The sequence below is a fragment of the Streptomyces sp. NPDC034084 genome (genome assembly GCF_055575535.1).
In genome coordinates this window covers 93,389-114,138 of the sequence record NZ_JBVISK010000009.1, presented here as the reverse complement: position 1 = coordinate 114,138, position 20,750 = coordinate 93,389, and the positions used below count along the sequence as shown (strand labels likewise).

General features: G+C 73.2%; 5 protein-coding genes. All 5 read right to left on the bottom strand.

The features are described 5' to 3' along the window. Window positions 1-38: 38 nt before the first annotated feature. The gene (locus ACZ51I_RS28790; RefSeq protein ID WP_468881536.1) at window positions 39-13,910 is read right to left on the bottom strand and encodes an amino acid adenylation domain-containing protein; all 13,872 of its coding nucleotides are present in this window, start codon (window positions 13,908-13,910) and stop codon (window positions 39-41) included. A gap of 223 nt (window positions 13,911-14,133) precedes the next feature. Continuing rightward, complete coding sequence (locus ACZ51I_RS28785; protein ID WP_468881533.1) at window positions 14,134-15,513, bottom strand: serine hydrolase domain-containing protein; 1,380 nt, start codon at window positions 15,511-15,513, stop codon at window positions 14,134-14,136. A gap of 205 nt (window positions 15,514-15,718) precedes the next feature. Continuing rightward, complete coding sequence (locus ACZ51I_RS28780; protein ID WP_468881531.1) at window positions 15,719-16,543, bottom strand: MBL fold metallo-hydrolase; 825 nt, start codon at window positions 16,541-16,543, stop codon at window positions 15,719-15,721. Next, window positions 16,536-17,438, bottom strand: a complete 903-nt coding sequence (locus ACZ51I_RS28775; RefSeq protein WP_468881528.1) for an NAD-dependent epimerase/dehydratase family protein — start codon at window positions 17,436-17,438, stop codon at window positions 16,536-16,538. Before ACZ51I_RS28775 ends, ACZ51I_RS28780 begins: the two co-directional genes overlap by 8 nt. A 153-nt stretch (window positions 17,439-17,591) precedes the next feature. Beyond that, window positions 17,592-20,516 carry a helix-turn-helix transcriptional regulator gene (locus tag ACZ51I_RS28770; protein ID WP_468881525.1) on the bottom strand — a complete coding sequence of 975 codons (2,925 nt, stop codon included), beginning with the start codon at window positions 20,514-20,516 and terminating at the stop codon, window positions 17,592-17,594. Between the last annotated feature and the right edge of the window lie 234 nt (window positions 20,517-20,750).

Sequence of the window (20,750 nt, the reverse complement as noted above, 5' to 3'; positions counted from 1 at the left end):
TGTGATGCGTACGGGCGTTCGGTGAGGGGGGGCATGGGTCAGTCGAGGTCCTCGAGCTCCGTGAGGACGGCTTCCTCGACGGCCTCCGCGAAGGCCCGCAGCGTCTGGTGCGCGAACAGCGACCGGGTGGGCATCCGCACCCCGAGGGCGGCCTCGACGGCGCCGATGACCTGGATGCTGCGGACCGAGTCGCCGCCGATGTCGAAGAAGTTGTCGTGCACGCCGACCCGTTCGAGGCCCAGGACCCCGGCCCAGACGTCGGCGAGCGCCTCTTCCGTGACGGTCTCCGGCGCTTCGTAGCGCTCCCCGGACAGCCGGGACCAGTCGGGTTCGGGCAGTGCCCGGCGGTCGACCTTGCCGTTCGGCGTCAGCGGCAGTGCGTCGATGGGCAGTAGCACCGTCGGCACCATGTAGGCGGGGAGCATCCCGGCGAGCTTGGCCCGTACGGCCTCCGGCTCGGGCGCGGCCGCGAGGTCCTCCGTCTGGAGGTGACCGACCAGCTGTCTCGCCCCGGACGGCGAGTCGACGACGGCCACGGCGGCGCGGGCGACGCCCGGGCAGTCGGCGAGCGCGTTCTCGATCTCACCGAGCTCGATGCGGAAACCGCGGATCTTGACCTGCCCGTCGGCACGGCCGATGAACTCGATCCGGCCTTCGGCGTTCCAGCGGACCACGTCACCGGTGCGGTACAGGCGCCCGCCGGCGGAGAACGGGTCGGCGACGAACCGCTCGGCGGTCAGCGCGGGCCGGTTCTCGTACCCGCGGGCCACCCCGTCGCCCGCCAGGTACAGCTCGCCCGCCACCCCGGCCGGCACCGGCCGCAGCAGCGCGTCCAGGACGTGGGCCCGGGTGTTGTCCATCGGCCGGCCGATGGGCGTCACGGCCGCCCGTGCCTCGTCGGGAGTGATCGGAGTGCAGGTGGCGAAGGTGGTCGTCTCCGTGGGGCCGTAGACGTGCACGACAGTGGTGTCCGGGCATGCTTCGGCGACCCGGACGAAGGCCGCGGGCTGCGCGGCCTCGCCACCCGTCCACACCTCGCGCAGTCCGCCGAAGCAGCCGGGGTCCTGCTGCGCGAACAGGTTGAACAGCGCGGTCGTGAGGAACATCGCGGTGACGCCGTGCTCCGCCACGCAGCCGCGGATGATCTCGGCGGTCAGGTCCCCGGCCGGGGCGACGGTGACGGTGCCGCCCGCGAGCAGCGGGGTCCAGACCTCGTACGTGGCGGCGTCGAAGGCGTGCGGCGAGTGGAACAGCACCCGCTCGTGCGCGCCCCGCCAGCGGTGGTCCCGGGTCAGCGCCACGACGCTGCGGTGGCTGACGGTGACGCCCTTGGGGGTGCCGGTGGAGCCGGACGTGAACATCACGTACGCGGTGGAGTCGGCCGGCACTCGCGGCAGCGCGGCGCCGGCGTGGTCCGGGCCGGTGTCGCCCGTCGCGTCGTACACCACCACCGGCACCTCGGGCTCGACGAGCCGGTCGAGCATCGAGGTGTCGGCGACGACCGCCGCGGCGGCGGTGTCCTCCAGCAGCCAGGCCACCCGGTCCGCCGGGAAGGCCGCGTGCACGGGAACGTACGCCCCGCCCGCCTTCAGCACCGCCAGCATCGCCACGACCACCCGCGCGGAACGCGGCATCAGGAGCAGGACCCGCGACTCGGGGCCGACGCCCGCGTGACGCAGTCGGCGGGCCAGCCGGTCCGTCTCGGCGTCGAGTTCGGCGTACGTCAGCACCTCGTCCTCGCCGACGACAGCGACTGCCTCCGGCCGCAGTGCGACCTGCTCGGCGAACAGCTCGGGCACGCTGAGGCCGGGCACCTCGGTGGCGCCGCCGTCCTCGAAGGCCGCCAGGGCCGGGTCCTGTCGGACCGGGAGGCGACCGAGCGGCACGTCGGGCCCCTCGGCCATGGCCCGGAGAACGTCGCCGAGGTGGTCCAGCAGACCGCGTACGGTCCGCTCGTCGAAGTGCCGGGGCTCGTAGCCGAGGACCAGCCGCACCGTGTCGCCGGAGTACGCGCTGAGAGTGAGCGGGTAGTTGGTGGCCTCGTTGGCGGTGACGGCTTCGACGGTCAGGCCGTGGGTCCGGGCGCTGTCCTCGTCGACGGGGTAGTTCTCGAAGACGACCAGGCTGTCGAAGAGCGTGGTGTCCGCCGGGAGCCCGGCCTCCGCCTGGATCCGGGCCAGGGAGAGGTAGTCGTGCCGCCTCGACTCGGTCTGCCGCAGCTGGATGTCCCGCAACCAGGCGGCGACCGGCTCGCGCGGGTCGATGCGGATCCGCACGGGCAGGGTGTTGATGAAGATGCCGATGGTGGACTCGACGTCCGGCAGCTCGGTGGGCCGTCCCGAGGTCGTCGCGCCGAAGACCAGGTCGGTACGGCCGGAGTAGGCCGACAACAGCAACGCCCAGGCGCCCTGGACGACGGTGTTGACGGTGAGGCGGTGCCGCTTGGCGAAATCGAGCACGGCGTCCGAAAGACCGGCCGGGAGGTCCAGCCCCAGGCGCTCGGTGGTCCGCGCGGTGCGGACGTCGTCGGGGACGCGGTCGTAGGGGAGGGGGACGGGTGTGTCGTAGCCGGTGAGGATCTCGCGCCAGTAGGCGTGTGCGGCCTGTGTGTCCTGTTCGCGGAGCCAGGCGTGGTAGTCGCGGAAGGGGGGTCGCGGGGGGAGTTCGCCGCCGCGGTAGGCGGTGAACAGGTCGGCCATGACGAGGGGGAGGCTCCAGCCGTCGAGCACGATGTGGTGGAAGGTCCACACCACCTGTACTCGTGTCGGCGAGAGGCGGAACAGTGCCACTCGGGACAGTGGTGCCGCCGTCAGGTCGATACCCGTCCGCTCGTCCTCGGCTGTGAACTCCGCGAGCCGAGACCGCTGTTCGTCCTCGGACAGACCGCTCCAGTCCCCGACTGTGACGGGCAGGACGACGTCGCGCCGGACGATCTGGACGGGCCGCTCGACGCCCTGCCAGGCGACCGTCGTCCGCAGCGCGGGCGTGGCGTCGACGACCTGCTGCCAGGCGCGGGCGAGTCCCTGGACGTCCTCGACGCCGTCGAGCACCAGGAGGGTCTGCTCGAAGTAGGAGGAGGAGTCGGGTTCCAGGAGGGTGTGGAAGAGCATGCCCTGCTGCATCGGGGTCAGCGGGTAGATGTCCTCCACCTCCCGCCCGTTCCCGGCGAGCCGGTCCACCTCGGTCTGGGTGAGGGTGGCGAGCGGGTAGTCGGAGGGGGTAACCCCGCCGGCACCGTCCGACACGCAGTGGCCGATCAGGTCGGTGAGTTCGGTCATGAACCGCTGGGCCAGGCCGGTCACCGTGGTCTCGTCGTGTACGGCGGTCGAGTAGGCCCATTCGAAGACCAGCCGTCCGTCCACCACCCGGCCGACCACGTCCAGCAGATGCGCCCGCTCCTCCACCGGGGCGTACTCACCCCCGGGGTTGAGGTCGGACGCGGCGAAGACGCCGGCTCCGCCGACCGAGGCCTCGTACTGGCCGAGGTAGTTGAAGCTGATGCGCGGTTCGGGAAGTTCCCTCAGTTCGGTGCCGAGGTGGCGCAGGGCGCCGTAGCCCAGTCCGCGGTGCGGGATCGCCCGCAGCAGCTCCTTGGTGTGCTTGATCTGCGCGTCCCAGCCCGCGTGGGCTTCGAGGGCGACGGGGAACATCGTGGTGAACCAGCCCACCGTCCGGGACAGGTCCACCCCCTCGAACAACTCCTCGCGGCCGTGACCCTCGAGGTCGACCAGCAGTTGTCGCTCCCCGGTCCACCCGCACAGCACCCGTGTCAGAGCCGCGAGCAGGACGTCGTTGACCTGTGTCCGGTACGCCCCCGGCACGTCGTGCAGCAGCCGGCGCGTCAGCTCCGCCGGAAGCTCCGCCCGCACCGACTCCTGGGTCCCCATGAGGTTGGCGCCCGTGGCGTCCACGGGGACGTCGGTGGGAACGCCTTCGGTCACCGCGGTCCAGTAGGGCAGTTCGGCGTCGAAGCCGCCCTGCTTCGTGTGCTCGGCCAGACGCGCCGCCCACTGCTGGAACGAGGTGGTCTTCGCGCCGAGCGGGGCGCGGTGGCAGGCGCTGTCCAGGTCTTCCAGGAGGACACGCCAGGACACGCCGTCGACGACCAGGTGGTGCGCCGCCAGCAGCAGCCGGGACCCTCCCGTGGCGCCCCTGTCGAAGAACACCACCCGAATCAGCGGGCCCTTCGCCAGGTCCAGCCCCGACTGGACCCGCGCCGAGTGATCCCGTACCGCCTCGTCCAGTTCCGGCCCGGACAGCCCGGAGACGTCCACCGTCTCCAGTACCCGCCGGGCGTCCTCCGACCCGGCGATGGTCAGCGTTCCGTCCACCACGCGCAGCCGCAGCATGTCGTGCTGCGCCAGCAGCGCCCCGACCGCCTCCGGCAGCACACGCGCCTCGAAACCGTCCGCCACCTCCAGCAGCACCGCCATGTTGAAGTGCTCCGGGGCCTGCGGATGCGTCCCGAAGAACCAGTCCACGATCGGCGTCACCGCCACCCCGCCCGACACCGCACCCTGCTCGGCCACCGGAGCCGCGCCCTGACCGGGTGCGGCGGCCTTGGCGAGCTCGGCGACGGTCTGATGCGCGAAGACGTCCTTCGAGGTGAGGTGGACGCCCTCCCTGCGGGCGCGGGAGACGACCTGGATGCTCAGGATCGAATCACCGCCCAGGTCGAAGAAGTTGTCGTGCACCCCGACCCGCTCCACACCCAGCACCGACCCGAACACACCCGCAAGCACCCGCTCGGCCGCGTCACGCGGCGCGACGTACGCGGAGCCCTCGGCAGCGGCCCAGACCGGGTCCGGGAGCGCCTTGGTGTCGGTCTTCCCGTTGACGGTGAGCGGCAGTTCGTCCAGCACCACCACGGCCGCAGGGACCATGTGGGCGGGCAGGACGTCGCCGACGCGGGCGCGCAGGACGGCGGCGTCCAGGGCCGTTCCGGCCTCGGGGACGACGTACCCGACGAGCCGCTTGGATCCGGGGCGGTCCTCGCGGACCGTGACCACGGCCTGCCCGACCCCCGGCCGGGCGAGCAGCGCGGCCTCGATCTCGCCGAGCTCGACGCGGAAGCCGCGGATCTTCACCTGGTCGTCGACCCGGCCCATGTACTCCAGCTCGCCGTCGGTGCGCCGGCGGACCACGTCACCGCTGCGGTACATCCGGGCTCCGGGCGCGCCGAACGGGTCGGCGACGAACCGCTCGGCGGTCAGGCCGGGCCGTCCCCAGTAGCCGCGGGCGAGTCCGGCGCCGCCGATGTACAGCTCGCCCGCGACCCCGTCCGGCACCGGCCGCAGGAACGCGTCCAGGACGTACAGCGCGCTGCCCTCGACCCTGGTGCCGATCGGCGGCGTGGCACCGCCGGACAACGGGCCGCTCATCGTGACGCACACGGTGGTCTCGGTGGGGCCGTAGGCGTTGATCAGGCAGCGGTCCCGCGACCACCGGTCGGCGAGTTCGCCGGGGAGCGCCTCACCGCCCGTCGCCAGGACGGCGAGTCCGGGCACCTCCCGGGGATCCAGGGTGGGCAGGACGGCGGGCGGCAGCAGGGAGTGCGTCACCTCGAAGTCGCGGATGACCTGGGCGAGTTCGTCGCCCACGAGCCTGTCGCGGGAGGGCGTGACGAGCGCGCCGCCGTTGAGGAGGGAGCAGGTCGTCTCGAAGACAGCGGCGTCGAAGCTCGGTGAGGCGAACTGGAGGGTGCGCGAGTCCGGCGTGATCCGCATCCGGTCCCGCTGGGTGCGCGCGAGGTCGGCCACACCCCGGTGGCTGACCACGACGCCCTTGGGACGGCCGGTCGACCCCGAGGTGTAGATCACGTAAGCGGCGTCGTCCAGGCCGATCTCCGGCGCCGCGAGCTCGTCCACGGCGGTGGCGGTCAGTTCGTCCAGGATCAGCTGCCGTTCCGTACCGGGGACGACCCCGACGAGGGAGCGCTGGGTGACGACCGTACGGACGCCGGAGTCGTCGACCATGTACTGGAGACGATCGAGCGGGTACGTCGGGTCCATCGGCAGATAGGCCGCACCGGCCTTCATCACCCCGAGGTAGGCAACGGTCTGCGACGGGCCGCGCTCCAGGCAGACGCCGACGAACGCCCCGCGCTCCACGCCGTGTGCGCGCAGCGCGCGGGCGACCCGGTCGGAACGGGCGTCGAGCTCGGCGAACGTCAGCTGCTCGTGCTCCCCGGCGAGCGCGACGCGCTCCGGGTGCCGCAGGGCCTGCTCGGCGAACAACGAGACGAAGGTACCGGCGGCACCCCGCTGTACGGGGCGAGCCAGTACGGTCCGCTCCTCGTCCGGCGTGAGCAGCGGTACGGCGGCCAGCCGGCGTCCGGGCTCGGCGACGAGTGCGGTCAGCAGGTGGACCAGCCGGTCCAGCAGCCGCCGGGCGGTGTCCGCGTCGAAGTGGTGCGGGTCGTAGCGCAGGTGGAAACCGATCCGGGCGCCGTCGTAGGCGGCCAGCATCAGCGGGTAGTTGGTGGCCTCGTTGGCGGTGACGGTTTCGACGGTCAGGCCGTGGGTCCGGGCGCTGTCCTCGTCGACGGGGTAGTTCTCGAAGACGACCAGGCTGTCGAAGAGCGTGGTGTCCGCCGGGAGCCCGGCCTCCGCCTGGATCCGGGCCAGGGGGAGGTAGTCGTGGCCGCGTGCCTCGGACTGCTGCAGCTGGATGCCCTGCAGCCACTCGGCGACCTGCCGGTCCGGGTCGATGCGGATCCGCACGGGCAGGGTGTTGATGAAGAGGCCGACGGCCGACTCGACGTCCGGCAGGTCGGTGGGCCGGCCCGAGGTCGTCGCGCCGAAGACCAGGTCCGTCCGGTCCGAGTGGGTCGAGAGCAGCAGGGCCCAGGCCGCCTGGACGACGGCGTTGACGGTGAGCCGGTGACGCTTGGCGAAGTCGTGCACGGCACCGGTCAGGTCGGCGGTCAGGTCCTCGACCAGCCGGGCGGTCGAGCGCGCGGTGCGGACGTCGTCGGGGACGCGGTCGTAGGGGAGGGGGACGGGTGTGTCGTAGCCGGTGAGGATCTCGCGCCAGTAGGCGTGTGCGGCCTGTGTGTCCTGTTCGCGGAGCCAGGCGTGGTAGTCGCGGAAGGGGGGTCGCGGGGGGAGTTCGCCGCCGCGGTAGGCGGTGAACAGGTCGGCCATGACGAGGGGGAGGCTCCAGCCGTCGAGCACGATGTGGTGGAAGGTCCACACCACCTGTACTCGTGTCGGCGAGAGGCGGAACAGTGCCACTCGGGACAGTGGTGCCGCCGTCAGGTCGATACCCGTCCGCTCGTCCTCGGCCGTGAACTCCGCGAGTCGAACCCGCTGTTCGTCCTCGGACAGACCGCTCCAGTCCCCGACGGTGACGGGGAAGACAGCCGAGCGGTGCACCCGCTGGACCGGCTCGGCCAGGTCCTCCCAGGCGAGGGAGGTGCGCAGGACGGGCGTGGCGTCCGCGACCCGCTGCCAGGCCCCGGCGAGCCCGTGGATGTCGGTGACTCCCTCGAGCACGAACATGATCTGTTCGAAGTAGGAGGAGGAGTCGGGTTCCAGGAGGGTGTGGAAGAGCATGCCCTGCTGCATCGGGGTCAGCGGGTAGATGTCCTCCACGTCCCGGCCGTCGCCGGCGAGCCGGTCCACCTCGGTCTGGGTGAGGGTGGCGAGCGGGTAGTCGGAGGGGGTGGCCCCGCCGGCACCGTCCGACACGCAGTGGCCGATCAGGTCGGTGAGTTCGGTCATGAAGCGCTGGGCCAGGTCTGCCACAGTGGTCTCGTCGTGTACGGCGGTCGAGTAGGCCCATTCGAAGACCAGGCGTCCGTCCACCACCCGGCCGACCACGTCCAGCAGATGCGCCCGCTCCTCCACCGGGGCGTACTCACCCCCGGGGTTGAACTCGATCGACTCGAACAGGCCGTCCTCGGTGCGCGGGTCGAACTGGCCGAGGTAGTTGAAGCTGATGCGTGCTTCGGGGAGGTCCTTCAGTTCGGTGCGGAGGTGGCGCAGGGCGCCGTAGCCCAGTCCGCGGTGCGGGATCGCCCGCAGCAGTTCCTTGGTGTGCTTGATCTGCGCGTCCCAGCCCTTGTGGGCTTCGAGGGCGACGGGGAACATCGTGGTGAACCATCCCACCGTCCGGGACAGGTCCACTCCCTCGAACAACTCCTCGCGGCCGTGACCCTCGAGGTCGACCAGGAGTCGTCGCTCCCCGGTCCACCCGCACAGCACCCGTGTCAGAGCCGCGAGCAGGACGTCGTTGACCTGTGTCCGGTACGCCCCCGGCACGTCGTGCAGCAGCCGGCGCGTCAGCTCCGCCGGAAGCTCCGCCCGCACCGACTCCTGGGTCCCCATGAGGTTGGCGCCCGTGGCGTCCACCGGGATCTCGGCCTCGGCGAGCGCGGTGGCCTCGGTCCAGTACGACGTCTCCGCGTCGAAGCGGCCTTCGGCAGCGGCGGCCGTCAGCAGCCGGGCCCACTGCTGGAACGAGGTGGTCTTGGCACCGAGCGGGGCGCGGCGGCAGGCGCTGTCCAGGTCTTCCAGGAGGACACGCCAGGACACGCCGTCGACGACCAGGTGGTGCGCCGCCAGCAGCAGCCGGGACCCTCCCGTGGCGCCCCTGTCGAAGAACACCACCCGAATCAGCGGGCCCTTCGCCAGGTCCAGCCCCGACTGGACCCCCGCCGAGTGATCCCGTACCGCCTCGTCCAGTTCCGGCCCGGACAGCTCGGAGACGTCCACCGTCTCCAGCACCCGCCGGGCGTCCTCCGACCCGGCGATGGTCAGCGTTCCGTCCACCACGCGCAGCCGCAGCATGTCGTGCTGCGCCAGCAGCGCTCCGACCGCCTCCGGCAGCACATCCGCCTCGAAACCGTCCGCCACCTCCAGGAGCACCGCCATGTTGAAGTGCTCCGGGGCCTGCGGATGCGTCCCGAAGAACCAGTCCACGATCGGCGTCACCGCCACCCCGCCCGACACCGCACCCTGGTCCGCGAGGGCCCGCTCGCCGCCGGCCGTGACGGCCACGGTCGCCAGGCCCGCGATCGTCTGCCGGGCGAAGACGTCCTTCGAGGTGAGCCGCAGACCCTCCTTCCGGGCGCGGGAGACGACCTGGATGCTCAGGATCGAATCACCGCCCAGGTCGAAGAAGTTGTCGTGCACCCCGACCCGCTCCACACCCAGCACCGACCCGAACACAGCCGCCAGCACCCGCTCGGCCGCGTCCCGAGGCGCGACATAGGCGGCGCCGGCCAGGACCTCCTGGGACGGCGCGGGCAGAGCGCGCCGGTCCACCTTGCCGTTGCCGTTCAGGGGCAGGGCGGCGAGCGGGATCAGGACCGCCGGGAGCATGTACTCGGGGAGCCGCTCGCCAAGCCGGGCCCGGATGCCGTCGAGGTCGAGCGGCGTGTTCCGGTCCCGCTCCGGCACCACGTAGCCGACGATGCGCTTGCCGCCGGCCTCGGTGCCGTGCACCACGACCGTGGCCTCGCCGATCTCCGGCAGCCGCAGCAGCGCGGCCTCGATCTCGCCGAGCTCGACGCGGAAGCCGCGGATCTTCACCTGGTCGTCGACCCGGCCCATGAACTCGAGCTCGCCGCCGGGCGTCCAGCGGACCAGGTCGCCGGTGCGGTAGAGGCGCTCGCCGGGCGCGGTCGGGTGGGCGACGAACCGTTCCGCGGTCAGGTCGGGGCGGGCCCAGTAGCCGCGGGCGAGTCCGGCGCCGCCGATGTACAGCTCGCCGGTGACCCCGGCCGGCGCCGGCCGCAGGAAGGCGTCGAGGACCAGCAGCCGGGTGTCGTCGAGGGCGGTGCCGATGGGCAGCGCCGGCGCTTCGCCGTCGTGCGGCGCGTAGGCGTGGACGGTGGCGAAGGTGGTGGTCTCGGTGGGGCCGTAGGCGTTGCAGATCAGCAGGTCCGGGCAGGCCTCGGCGACCCTGCGAACGGCCGTCGTGCTCGCGGCCTCGCCGCCGGTGAGCACCGCGCGCAGGCCGGAGAAGCACTCCGGCAGCTGGTTGGCGTACAGGTTGAACAGCGCGGAGGTGACGAACGTCGAGTGGACGCCGTGTTCGTCGACCAGCGCGCGGAAGGCCTCAGCGTCGAGCTGCTCGGGCGGGGCGACGACCACGCTGCCGCCGTTCAGCAGCGGCGCCCAGATCTCGAAGGTCGCCGCGTCGAACGCGTGCGAGGAGTGGAACAGCGTCCGGTCGTGGCGGCCGTCGCGCCAGCGGCTGTCGACGGCGAGCCGGGTGATGTCCTCGTGGGTGATCCCCACGCCCTTCGGAGTCCCCGTGGAGCCCGAGGTGAACATGACGTAGGCGAGCTGCCCCGGATGGTGCGTGGTGGTCCTGGCGAGCGGTTCCCGCGGACCTTCGGACGTCGGCCGGCCGCCCTCGTCGAGGACGATCAGGGGCAGTCCGGTGTCCTGCGGGACCCGGTCCGCCGACGCGTCGTCGGCGATCACGCAGACCGCCCCGGCCTGTTCGGTCAGCGCCCGGACCCGGTCGAGCGGATACCCGGTGTGCGCCGGTACGTAGGTGCCACCCGCGCGCAGGACGGCGAGCATGGCGACCACGACCTGCACGCCACGTTCCAGGACGAGCACGACCGGCGTCTCGGCCCGCACGCCCGTGGCCCGCAGGCGCCGGGCCAGGTGCTCGGCGCGGGAGTCGAGTTCTGCGTAGCTGAGGTGTTCGGCGGTGCCGATCACGGCGGTCTCGTCCGGTACCTTCGCGGCGACGTCCGCGAACAGTTCGGGGACGCCCGGCACCGCGTCCCGCGGAGCGCGGCCGGCCCACTGGGCGAGCTGTCGCCGCTCGTCGGGCGACAGCAGGTCCAGGGCGGCGAGCGGCAGGTGCGGTCGCGCGGTGGCCGTGGCGACGAGGCGGCGCAGCCGCTCGCCGAGCCGCCGAGCCGTCGCCTCCTCGAACAGGTCGGTGTTGTACTCGATGGCGACCCGCAGGGCGCCGTCGCGCTCCTCGTACTCCACCACCAGGTCGAACAGCGAGCGGGCGCGGGGCAGCAGCACCTCGGCGACGTCGAGGCCGGGCAGGTCGACCTGCTGGGGCAGGGTGTTCTGCAGCACCATCATGGCCTGGAACAGCGGGGTGCGACTGGGGTCGCGCTCGGCGACCAGCTCCTCGACCAGCCGGTCGAAGGGGAGTTCGTGGTCGAAGGCCTCTCCCACGGTGGTCCGCACGCCATCGAGGAAGGACACCACGGTGTCCGTGGTGCGCGCCCGGGAGCGGATGACGACGGGGTTGACGAAGAAGCCGACCAGGTCGGCGGTCTGCCGGTGGTCCCGGCCCGCGGAGGCGACGCCGAGGGTCACGTCGCGGCTGCCGGACGCGGTCGCCAGCAGCAGCTGGGTCAGGGCGGTCAGCGTCATGAAGAGCGTCGCGCCGCGGCCGCGGCCCAGTTCCTTCAGCGCATGGGTCTCGTCGGCGGTCAGCTCGAAGCGGTGCACGGCGCCGCTGGTGGTACGGACCTCGGGGCGCGGCCGGTCGGTGGGCAGCGAGAGCGGCTGCACCTCGTCCAGCTGCCGCCGCCAGTAGGCGAACCGGTCGGCGGCCGCAGCGCGGTCCCAGCCGGCCTGTTCCCAGGCGGCGAAGTCGGCGTACTGCGCGGACAGCGCGGCCGGCGGGGCCGCCTGAGGGTCGATCGCGGCCCGGTAGAGAGCCTTGAGGTCCTTGGTCAGCACGTCCAGGGACCAGCCGTCGCTGACGATGTGGTGGATGCTCAGGACCAGGACGTGCTCGTCGTCGGCGCACCGCACCAGCACCGCCCGCAGCAGCGGGCCCGCCGTCAGGTCGAACGGCGTCTCCACCTCTGTGAGCAGCAGCGCGGACAGCGCCGCCTCGCGCTCGCTGCCGGGCAGGTCCGACAGGTCCCGCTCGTCGAGTGCGAGCGGCGCGTCGGCGACGGCGCGCACCCGCTGGACGGGGTGGCCGCCGTCCTCGTGGAAGGTGGTGCGCAACGACTCGTGCCGGGCGAGCAGCCCGCGCAGGGCGGTGCGTAACGCGGGGACGTCGAGAGCGCCGCGCAGCCGGTAGGCGCTGCCGGTGTAGTACTCGGTGGAGTCGCCCTCGTACTGGTCGAGGAACCACAGACGGCGCTGCGCGGACGACAACGGCAGCGGGCGGTCGCGGTCGGCGTGCGGGATGCCGTCGTCGACGGCCTCGGTGGTCAGTCCACGGGCGACGAGTTCGGCGACGGTGGGGTGCGCGAACAGGGCGCGCCGCCCGGTCCGTGCGCCCAGCCGGGCCTCGATGAGGGACAGGGCCTGAACGGCGCGTATGGAGTCGCCGCCGAGGTCGAAGAAGTTGTCGTGGACACCGACCCGGGCCACGCCGAGGATCTCGGCGAACGCCTCGGCGACGGCCTCTTCGCGGGGGTCGCTCGGGGCGACGTACTCGCCGACCAGCTGGGCGAGGGAGGGCTCGGGCAGCGCGGCACGATCGATCTTGCCGTTGACGGTGAGCGGCAGCGCGTCCAGTACGACGACGGCCGACGGCACCATGTAGTCCGGCAGCGCGCGCTTCAGGGCGGTACGGACCGCGGCGGGCGTGGGCCGTACCGCCGAGGTGTCGAGGACGGCCGTCGCGGTGTCGGGAACCGCGTACGCCACGAGGCGGGGGTGGCCGGGACGGTCCTCCCGTACCAGAGCGACGGCATGGGCGATGCCGGGCAGCCGCATGGCGGCGGCCTCGATCTCGCCGGGTTCGATGCGGAAACCACGCAGCTTGACCTGGTCGTCGACGCGGCCGACGAACTCCAGTCCGCCGTCGTCGGTGGTCCGCACCTGGTCGCCGGTGCGGTACATCCGGGCCCCGGCGGGGCCGTGCGGATTGGCGACGAAACGTTCCGCCGTGAGATCGGGGCGGCCCCAGTAACCGCGGGCCAGCCCCTCGCCCGCGATGTAGAGCTCACCGGTCGCGCCCGCCGGAACCGGCCGCAGCCGCTCGTCCAGGACGTACACCTCGGTGCCCTCGACCGAGACGCCGAGCGACGGGGTGCCGCCGCCACTCATGGGCTCGCTCATGGTGGCGCACACCGTGGCCTCGGTGGGTCCGTAGCCGTTGTACATGCGGCGGCCGCGCGACCACAGGTCGACCAGCTCGCCCGGGCAGGCCTCACCGGCCACCATCAGGGCGGCCAGGCCGGGCAGGTCCTCGGGGTCCATGGTGGGCAGCACGGCGGGCGGCAGCGTCGCGTGGGTGACCTCGAAGTCACGGAGCACCTGGGTCAGTTCGGCGCCCGCCAGTCCACCGCGGTCGAGCACGACGAGGGCCGCGCCGTTCAGCAGCGACTTGGTGACCTCGAAGACCGCCGCGTCGAAACTGGGCGAGGCGAACTGCAGCACCCGCGAGCCGGCGGTGACCTCCATCCGCTCCCGCTGGGTGCGGGAGAGGTCGGCGATACCGCGGTGAGTGACGACGACGCCCTTGGGGCGGCCGGTGGAGCCCGAGGTGTAGATCATGTACGCGGCGTCGTCAGGACCCAGCTCCACGGCGGGCGCATCCGCCCACGCCGCGTCGTCCAGATCCGCCACGAGCATCCGCCGCGGTCCGTCCGGCACCAGGCCGGCGACGGACGGCTGGGTGATCACCAGGCCGATCCCGGAGTCGTCGGTCATGTAGCGCAGCCGCTCCGCCGGATAGGCCGGGTCCAGCGGTACGTAGACACCGCCCGCCCGCATGACGGCGAGCATGGACACCACCAGGGCGGTGCCGCGTTCCAGACACACCCCGACCAGCGTCCCGCGCCGCACCCCGTGGCCGTGCAGCACGGCGGTCGCCCGCGCCACGCGCGCGTCCAGCTCGGCGTAGCTCATGGATCCGGATTCGGCCGTCAGCGCGGTCGCGTCCGGCCGACGGGCCACCTGCGCGCCGAACAGCGCCGGAAGCGTCCGGTACTCCGCGTGCTGGGCAGAAGCCACGGTTGCTACTCCTCAAGAGCGGTGCGCGCCGCCGCGTCGGTCGGGCGCGAGAGGGGGCCGCACGCCGGTGCGACACCGCGCGTGAGGAAGGGGCGGGGCGCGCGGCCGCCGGTCGGGCCGGCGGCAGCGCGAACGGGGGGACGAAAGTGGGGGGAAGCGGGGGGAGGGGGAGGGGGAGGGGGAGGGGGCGTGGGGGGACGAAAGTGTGGGTGACGAACGAAGGTCAGGCGGCGGCCTGATGGGTGACGGCCTCCGCCCTCCGCAGGGTCCGGCCGTTGTACTGCATGAGGTCGGCCGGACGGCCCTTCGCGGAGCTGAGGAAGCGGCCGCTGAACAGCACGTCGCCCTGGTCCGCGGCGCGCACGCTGAAGACGAGGTCGGACCCGATGCTGAGCACCCCGGAGACGCCGTTGTCCGCGTCCATGCGCAGGATGCCGCCGGTCGCTTCGTGGGACACCCGGATGGCGAGTTCCCCGTTGACGAACTCCCCGGCGAGCGCGGCGGCCTCCTGGTACGGCCGGCCGGCGGGGGCGGGCTGTTCGTAATGACCGACGCGCAGGCCGAGGGTGCGGTCGAGCTCGCCGACGAGGTCGAGCCAGGCGGCCAGGCCGGTGGTGGAGTTGGTGGTGAAGGCGAGTGCCGTGCCGCTCGCCGGGTCGACGCGGACGTTGCAGGAGCCGCCGTCGAGTGTGCCGTCGTGGCCGAGCCACAGGGTCTCCCCGGCCGGGTAGAGGCCCCATCCGGCGCCCCACCCGGCGGCCAGGCCGAACGGGTCTGCGGCCGGCACGGCGCGGCCCATCACGGCCAGCGTCTCGGGATCGGCTATGTCGGCGTCCAGGGCCTCGTGGCCCTCGCCGAGGAAAGCCCGGCCGAAGCGGACCAGGTCGGTGGCGCTGCCCGCGATGCCTCCGGCGGCGGCCAGCGTCGACTCGCAGTAGAAGTCCACGGGTTCGGTGCGGCCGGTCCGTGCGTCCACGGCGTGGCCGCTGACGGTGGCGCCCGGGGCACGGCCCGGCCGCGGATCCTCGACGAACGCGAGATCAAGTCCGGCCGGGGACGCCACGTAGGACTCCATGGAGTCCCACCAGCTCTGCCCGGTGAGCACCTCTATCACATACGCCGCCACGGCGTAGCCGGTGTTCGAGTACGAGAACGTGCAGCCGGGCATGCAGAAGTGCCCCTCGCGCACCACCGACTCGAAGTAGCGGCGAAGGGACGGGGAACGCAGGGGGGCGCCCTCGTGGTCGGACACGAGTCCGGCGGTGTGGCTGAGCAGTTGGCGCAACGTCACGCTGCGCATCGGATGGTCCACGGGAACGCGCGTGTGCCCCGCGACGCCCGCGAGGAGTTCCGTCACCGGCGTGTCGAGCTCCGCCTCGCCCTCCTCGACCAACTGCATGACGAGCGCGGCCGTGAAGACCTTGCTCACCGAACCGTAGGCGAAACGGGACCGTGGGGACACCGGCGCGTCCGACCCGAACCGCTCGGCGCCGGCGCAGACCTCCCAGAGGGTGCCGTCTCTGTAGAGGGAGAACTGGGCTCCCGGGATCCGGTGCTCACGGATCAACCCGTGGACGGTGTCGGAAAGGACGTGGACGTCCATGATCTCTCGTACCCCCGTTCGAGAGTGCCGCGGCCGCGTGGCCGGTCGCCTGAGTGGGATGGCTGGCTCTACCTGTCGAGGTAGGGCCAGCCGGAGTTCTGTCACAGACTCATCTATACCGCCGGTGATCTCAAGAACTGCCCCCTCAAGCCGAAATCCGCATGTCAGCGCCGTGCTACCCGCGCAGATCCTGCGGACGGGGCCGTCAGATCTCCTGGACCTTGCCCTCCTCGAAGCGGAGGTAGCGTTCGACGGACCGGGCCAGCACCTCGTTGCCCTGGGAGGTGACGACGCGGTCCCACCAGGCGCCGTAGATCCGCTCGAAGCGGTAGCCGGCGAGCAGGTCCGCCGCCGCGCGGACCGCGTCCGGGCGCTCCGGGATGTGGTTCGCGTAGCTGTACATGAGGGTCACCCAGCGGCCGTCAGGGCAGACGTTGACCACGTCACCGGTGAACAGCGCGCCCTCGCCCGCGCTCCAGTGCAGCACCGCGCTGCCCGGGAAGTGCACGCCCGGGTTGATCAGCGTCAGCTCGTCGGTGAGCCGGAGCGTCTGCCCGCTCCAGAACCGCACCGCCGGGTCCGGTCGGCCCACCCACTTCCGGTCGGCCTCGTGCAGATGGACCGGCGCGTCGAAGGCGTGCGCCCACTCCACCATCGAGGAGTAGAAGTGCGGGTGGCTGATCGCGATGTGGTCGATGCCGCCGAGCTCCTCGACCGCACGCACCATCGCGTCGTCGAGGTACGGCACGCAGTCCCACAGCACGTTCCCGGCGGCGGTGCGCAGCAGCAGGGCCCGCTGGCCGATGGCGAAGTCCGGGGTGACCCCGATCCCGAGCACGTCGGGCCCCTGCTCCTCGAAGCGGCCGCTGTGGCCGTCCTCGCGCAGCCCGGCCAGCGACGTCCACTGCTGGCCGCCCCGGCCCACATACTGCCGTTCGTCCAGACAGACGGGACAGTCCGGGCGCGCGTCGGCGTACTGGGTGCCGCAGGTGCGGCAGATCGGGGGTGTCTGGACGGTGTTGTCAGCCACGGTTGCCTCCGGTGAGTGCGGTGTGTGCGGTGAGTTCGGTGAGGACGTACGGGTGGCTCGGCCGCCAGCCCAGCTCTTCGACGGCGCGTCGCCCCGACACGACCTGGTCGAGCGCGAGCGCCTCGGCGAACGGCGCCCCGAGCACCTCGGCGGCCTCCGCGAGCGGCCACGGCTCGGCCCGGCCCGTGCCGCCCGCGGCGATGTCGGCGGCCGCCGCGACCGCGGCCGCCGGGACGGACTCCCACGCCACGCCGTGCAGGAGGTCACCCGACTCGCCCTTCGTGAGGGCGAGGACGTACAGCTCGGCGAGGTCGTCGACGTGGACCATCGGCCAGCGGGTCGCGACCGGACCCACGTAGCGACCCGCGCCGTGCTCCCGGGCCCAGCCGGTCATCAGGGCGGGGATGCCGCCGTCCCGGCCGTACGCGATGCCCGGACGTATCACCACGGCCCGTACGTCGTCCCCGGCGGCGGCCAGCACCCGCTGCTCGATCCGCGGCCGGTATCCGACGATCGCGATCGGGTCGGTGTCGGCGTCCTCGGTCAGCGGGACGTCCCCGGTGGCGCCGAGCACCCACACGCCACTGGTGTAGACGAACGCCCGGCCCGTGCCGCGCAGCGGAGCGAGCAGCGCCTCCAGGGCGGCGGTGTCCACCGCCTCGTCGCCGGTCGGCGTGGCCAGGTTCACCACCGCGTCCACGTCGTCCGTCACCGCCGCGCGCAGTGACGCCGGGTCGGCCAGATCGCCGACCCGCACCGGCACGTCCGGGTGCAGCGAGGCCGCGTTCTTCACCAGGGGCACCACGTCGTGGCCCTCCAGCGTCAGTCGCGACACCACCGCGGAGCCGATGTAACCGGTGGCGCCGAGCACCAGAACCTTCATGAACCCTCCCATGCGGACGTTCCTCGAACAGGAGAACCGTAGGAACCCCGCCCGGCCCCGCGGATCCGTCGAACGACCTGGGTCCGTACCGGTGCTCCCACACGACCGGACCACGACCGTGCGCCGCCTGGGGGAGGACCGCGGTGACGGCTCGGCCGCCCGCGGTCAGCCGAGGTCCAGCGCTCCCAGGGCCGCCCGCGACGTCACGCCGAGCTTCGGGTAGGCGTTGGACAGGTGGTAGCCGACCGTGCGGGGGCTCAGGAACAGGCGCGCCCCGATGTCCCGGTTGCTCAGGCCCGTCGCCGCGAGCCGGACCACCCGCAGCTCCTGCGCGGTCAGCCGGCCCACGAGATCCGCGCTCGCCGCCGGCGCGGCCGGGGCGGCGCCGACGGCCCGCAACTCCGTGCGAGCCCGGTTCGCCCACGCGGCCGCCGGCATCCGCTCGAACGACTCCAGCGCCACCGTCAGCGCCTCCCGGGCGTCGGCGCGGCGCCTCGCCCGGCGCAGCCACTCCCCGTACAGGAGCCGGGTGCGCGCCTCCTCGAACGGGCGGCCGTCCCCCTCGTGCGCGGCGAGCGCCCGCTCGTAGAGCTCCTCCGCCCGCGCGTCGTCGGCGGCGAGCAGGGCGCGGCAGCGCAGCTCCACCGCCTCCGCCCACGCGGTTCCGGTGGCGCCGGCCCAGCGCGCGAAACGCTCGGCGGCCGGCTGACCGGCGTCGGCGGTCCGGTCGATCCGCACGGCGGCCTCCACCTGGTCGGGCAGGCTGTGCACGGAGACCATGAGGTGCCGGTGCGGGCCCCCGGTCAGGGCGGCGAAACGTTGCAGCGCCCGGTCGTAGCGGCCGACCCCGAGGTCGAACAGGCCCTGCGCCCGGATCAGCCAGATCGGGATCGGCGCGACGCCGAGGCACAGATCCCGCCCAGCCGGACCCGCGGAACCCGGCCAAGCCGCACCCGGACCCTCGGGATCCAACCCGGCGGAACCCGGTCCGGCGGGACCCAGCGCGCCGGAATCCAGTCCGGCCGAACCCAGCCTTCCGCCCGCCCCGGCCCCGTCGCCCCCTCCCGGTCCCGCCGACCCGCACGGCTCCTCCCCGTCGAGCGCGGCCAGCACCGCCAGGACGCCGCTCAGCATCATGGCGAGTTGGTGCTGACCGGTGTCGCACGCGATCTCCAGCCCCTCGACCGCCGTCGTGTACGCGTCCCGGTGCCTGCCCAGGAAGAGCCGCAGCCGTGCCAGTCGCAACAGCACCCGCGGCAGCACCCCGACGGCCCCCTCCGCCCGGCACTCCCGCTCCAGGGCCACGGCCTCGTCGTGCACCGTGCGGTACTCGCCGAGCAGCATGTCCCAGCCGTGCAGGCGCACCTGTTCGATCAGGCTGCGCTCGTGCCGGGTCCGTACGACGTACCCGGCGAACTCCCGTATCGCCGCCGCCCCGCTCACCGGATCGCCCGCCAGCGTGTGGAGCACCCCGGCCGCGCCCCGGTGCACGGGATGCTCGCCGAAGTCCAGACCGGCCATTCGCGCCAGGGTGTCCCGGGCGGCCGCGACCGGGTCCGGCGAGTCCCAGGCCATCGCTGCCGACTCGAACAGCAGCCATGCCCCCATGGCGGGGCGGTGCGCGGTCACCTCCGTCGTCGCCTCGACGAGCAGCAGCCGCGCCGACTCCGCACGGCCCTGCCGGTGTTCGAGCGCCGCCCGGACGCTGGCGAGCCGGGCCATCGTCGGCGGGCTGCTCACCGGCCCCGCCTCGTCGGCGAGCGTCCCCGCCAGCTCCGCCTGTCCGGCCTCGGCCGCGGCGGCCGACGCGGCGGCCAGCCGCAGCGACCGGGCTTCCTGGTCCTCGGTCAGCCGGGCGGCCCGCCGGTAGGCGGCGGCGACCGCCGCCCGGCCGCCCCGTGAGCGGAACAGCTCGGCGCTGCGCTCCAGTTCCGCGGCGACCTCCTCGTCGTAGCCGACGGTCGCCGCGGCCAGGTGCCAGGCCCGGCGGCCCATGTCGCCGGCGGCCGGCGCCGCTTCGGCGAGTGCCCGGTGCGCGGCCGTCCGCTCGACCAGCAACGCCCCCTGGTAGGCGGCTGCCCGCGCCAGGGGATGCCGGAACTCCAGCCGGCGCCCGGACACCCTCACCAACCCCGCCGCCTCCGCCAGCCCGAGGTCACCGGCGGCCGCGCCCAGCCGTTCCCCCGCCGCCACGAGCAGTGCCACGTCACCGGTGTCGTCCGCCGCGGCGACCGTCAGCAGCAGACGGGTCGGCGCGGGCAGCGCCCGGATCCGCTCGTCGAAGATGCGCCGCACCCGCCACGAGGCCGGCAACACGGCGATCTCCCGCGCGTCCAGCGGCTCGCTCCCGTCGCGTTGGGCCGGCGTCAGAGCCCCCACGAGCTCCACCAGGGCAAGCGGATTGCCCTGCGCGAGCCCGAGGATCCTGCTGCTCACGGCGGTGTGCAGATCGGGTGCCCGGCCGGCCAGCAGGGCCGCCCCCTCCTCGTCGGTCAACGGCCCGAGGTGCAGCAACGGCAGGCCCGGCGCACCGTCGAAGGCCGGCGCGTCCTCATGGGCGGCGAGCACCATGACCACCCGCCCCACGCAGAGCCGGCGGGCCGCGAACAGCAGGGCGTCCACGGTCTCCAGGTCCAGCCAGTGCGCGTCGTCGACCAGGACCACGACCGGGCGTTCCTCGGCCAGCTCGTCGAGCAGGCTCAGCGTCGCGGCCCCGACGAGGAAGCGGTCTCCGACGGGCACGTCGTCCGGCGCGATCGCCCCGCGCAGCGCCGCCAGGTGACGCGCCGGCAGGTTCCGGGCCGGCTCCAGGACGCCCCGGAGGAGTACCTGGAGACCGGCGTAGGGCAGCGCCGCCTCCGACTGGACACCCGTGCACCGCAACAGCCGGGCTCTGCCCGCGGCCGCCGTGGCGCACCGGTCGAGCAGTGCCGTCTTGCCCGATCCCGCCTCGCCGAGGAGCACCACGGCCCCGCCCCGGCCCTCCCAGGCTTCCGCCAAGAGGCCGTCGAGGAAAGCACGTTCACGGTCCCGGCCGCTCAGATCGGCGGGCCCCCGGTCGTCGGCGCCTGCCCGGAGCGCGTCGGTCATCGGCGCTCTTCCCCCTCCTCCACACGCCTCACCCCCGCGGTGAGCGTGTCTGACGATGTCATCGGTGGCGCTGCTCGGGCACCGGCTGAAGGACGGTCGGCCCGGCCGGTACCGGCATGAGCGCGTTTCCCCGGCGGTGGCGGGTGCGGGGCTCGAACGGCACGATGCGTGCTGATCATGGTGTGCCATGCCGCACGGTGTCAACGGCATGGGCCGTGCCGTTAGGATCGCGCG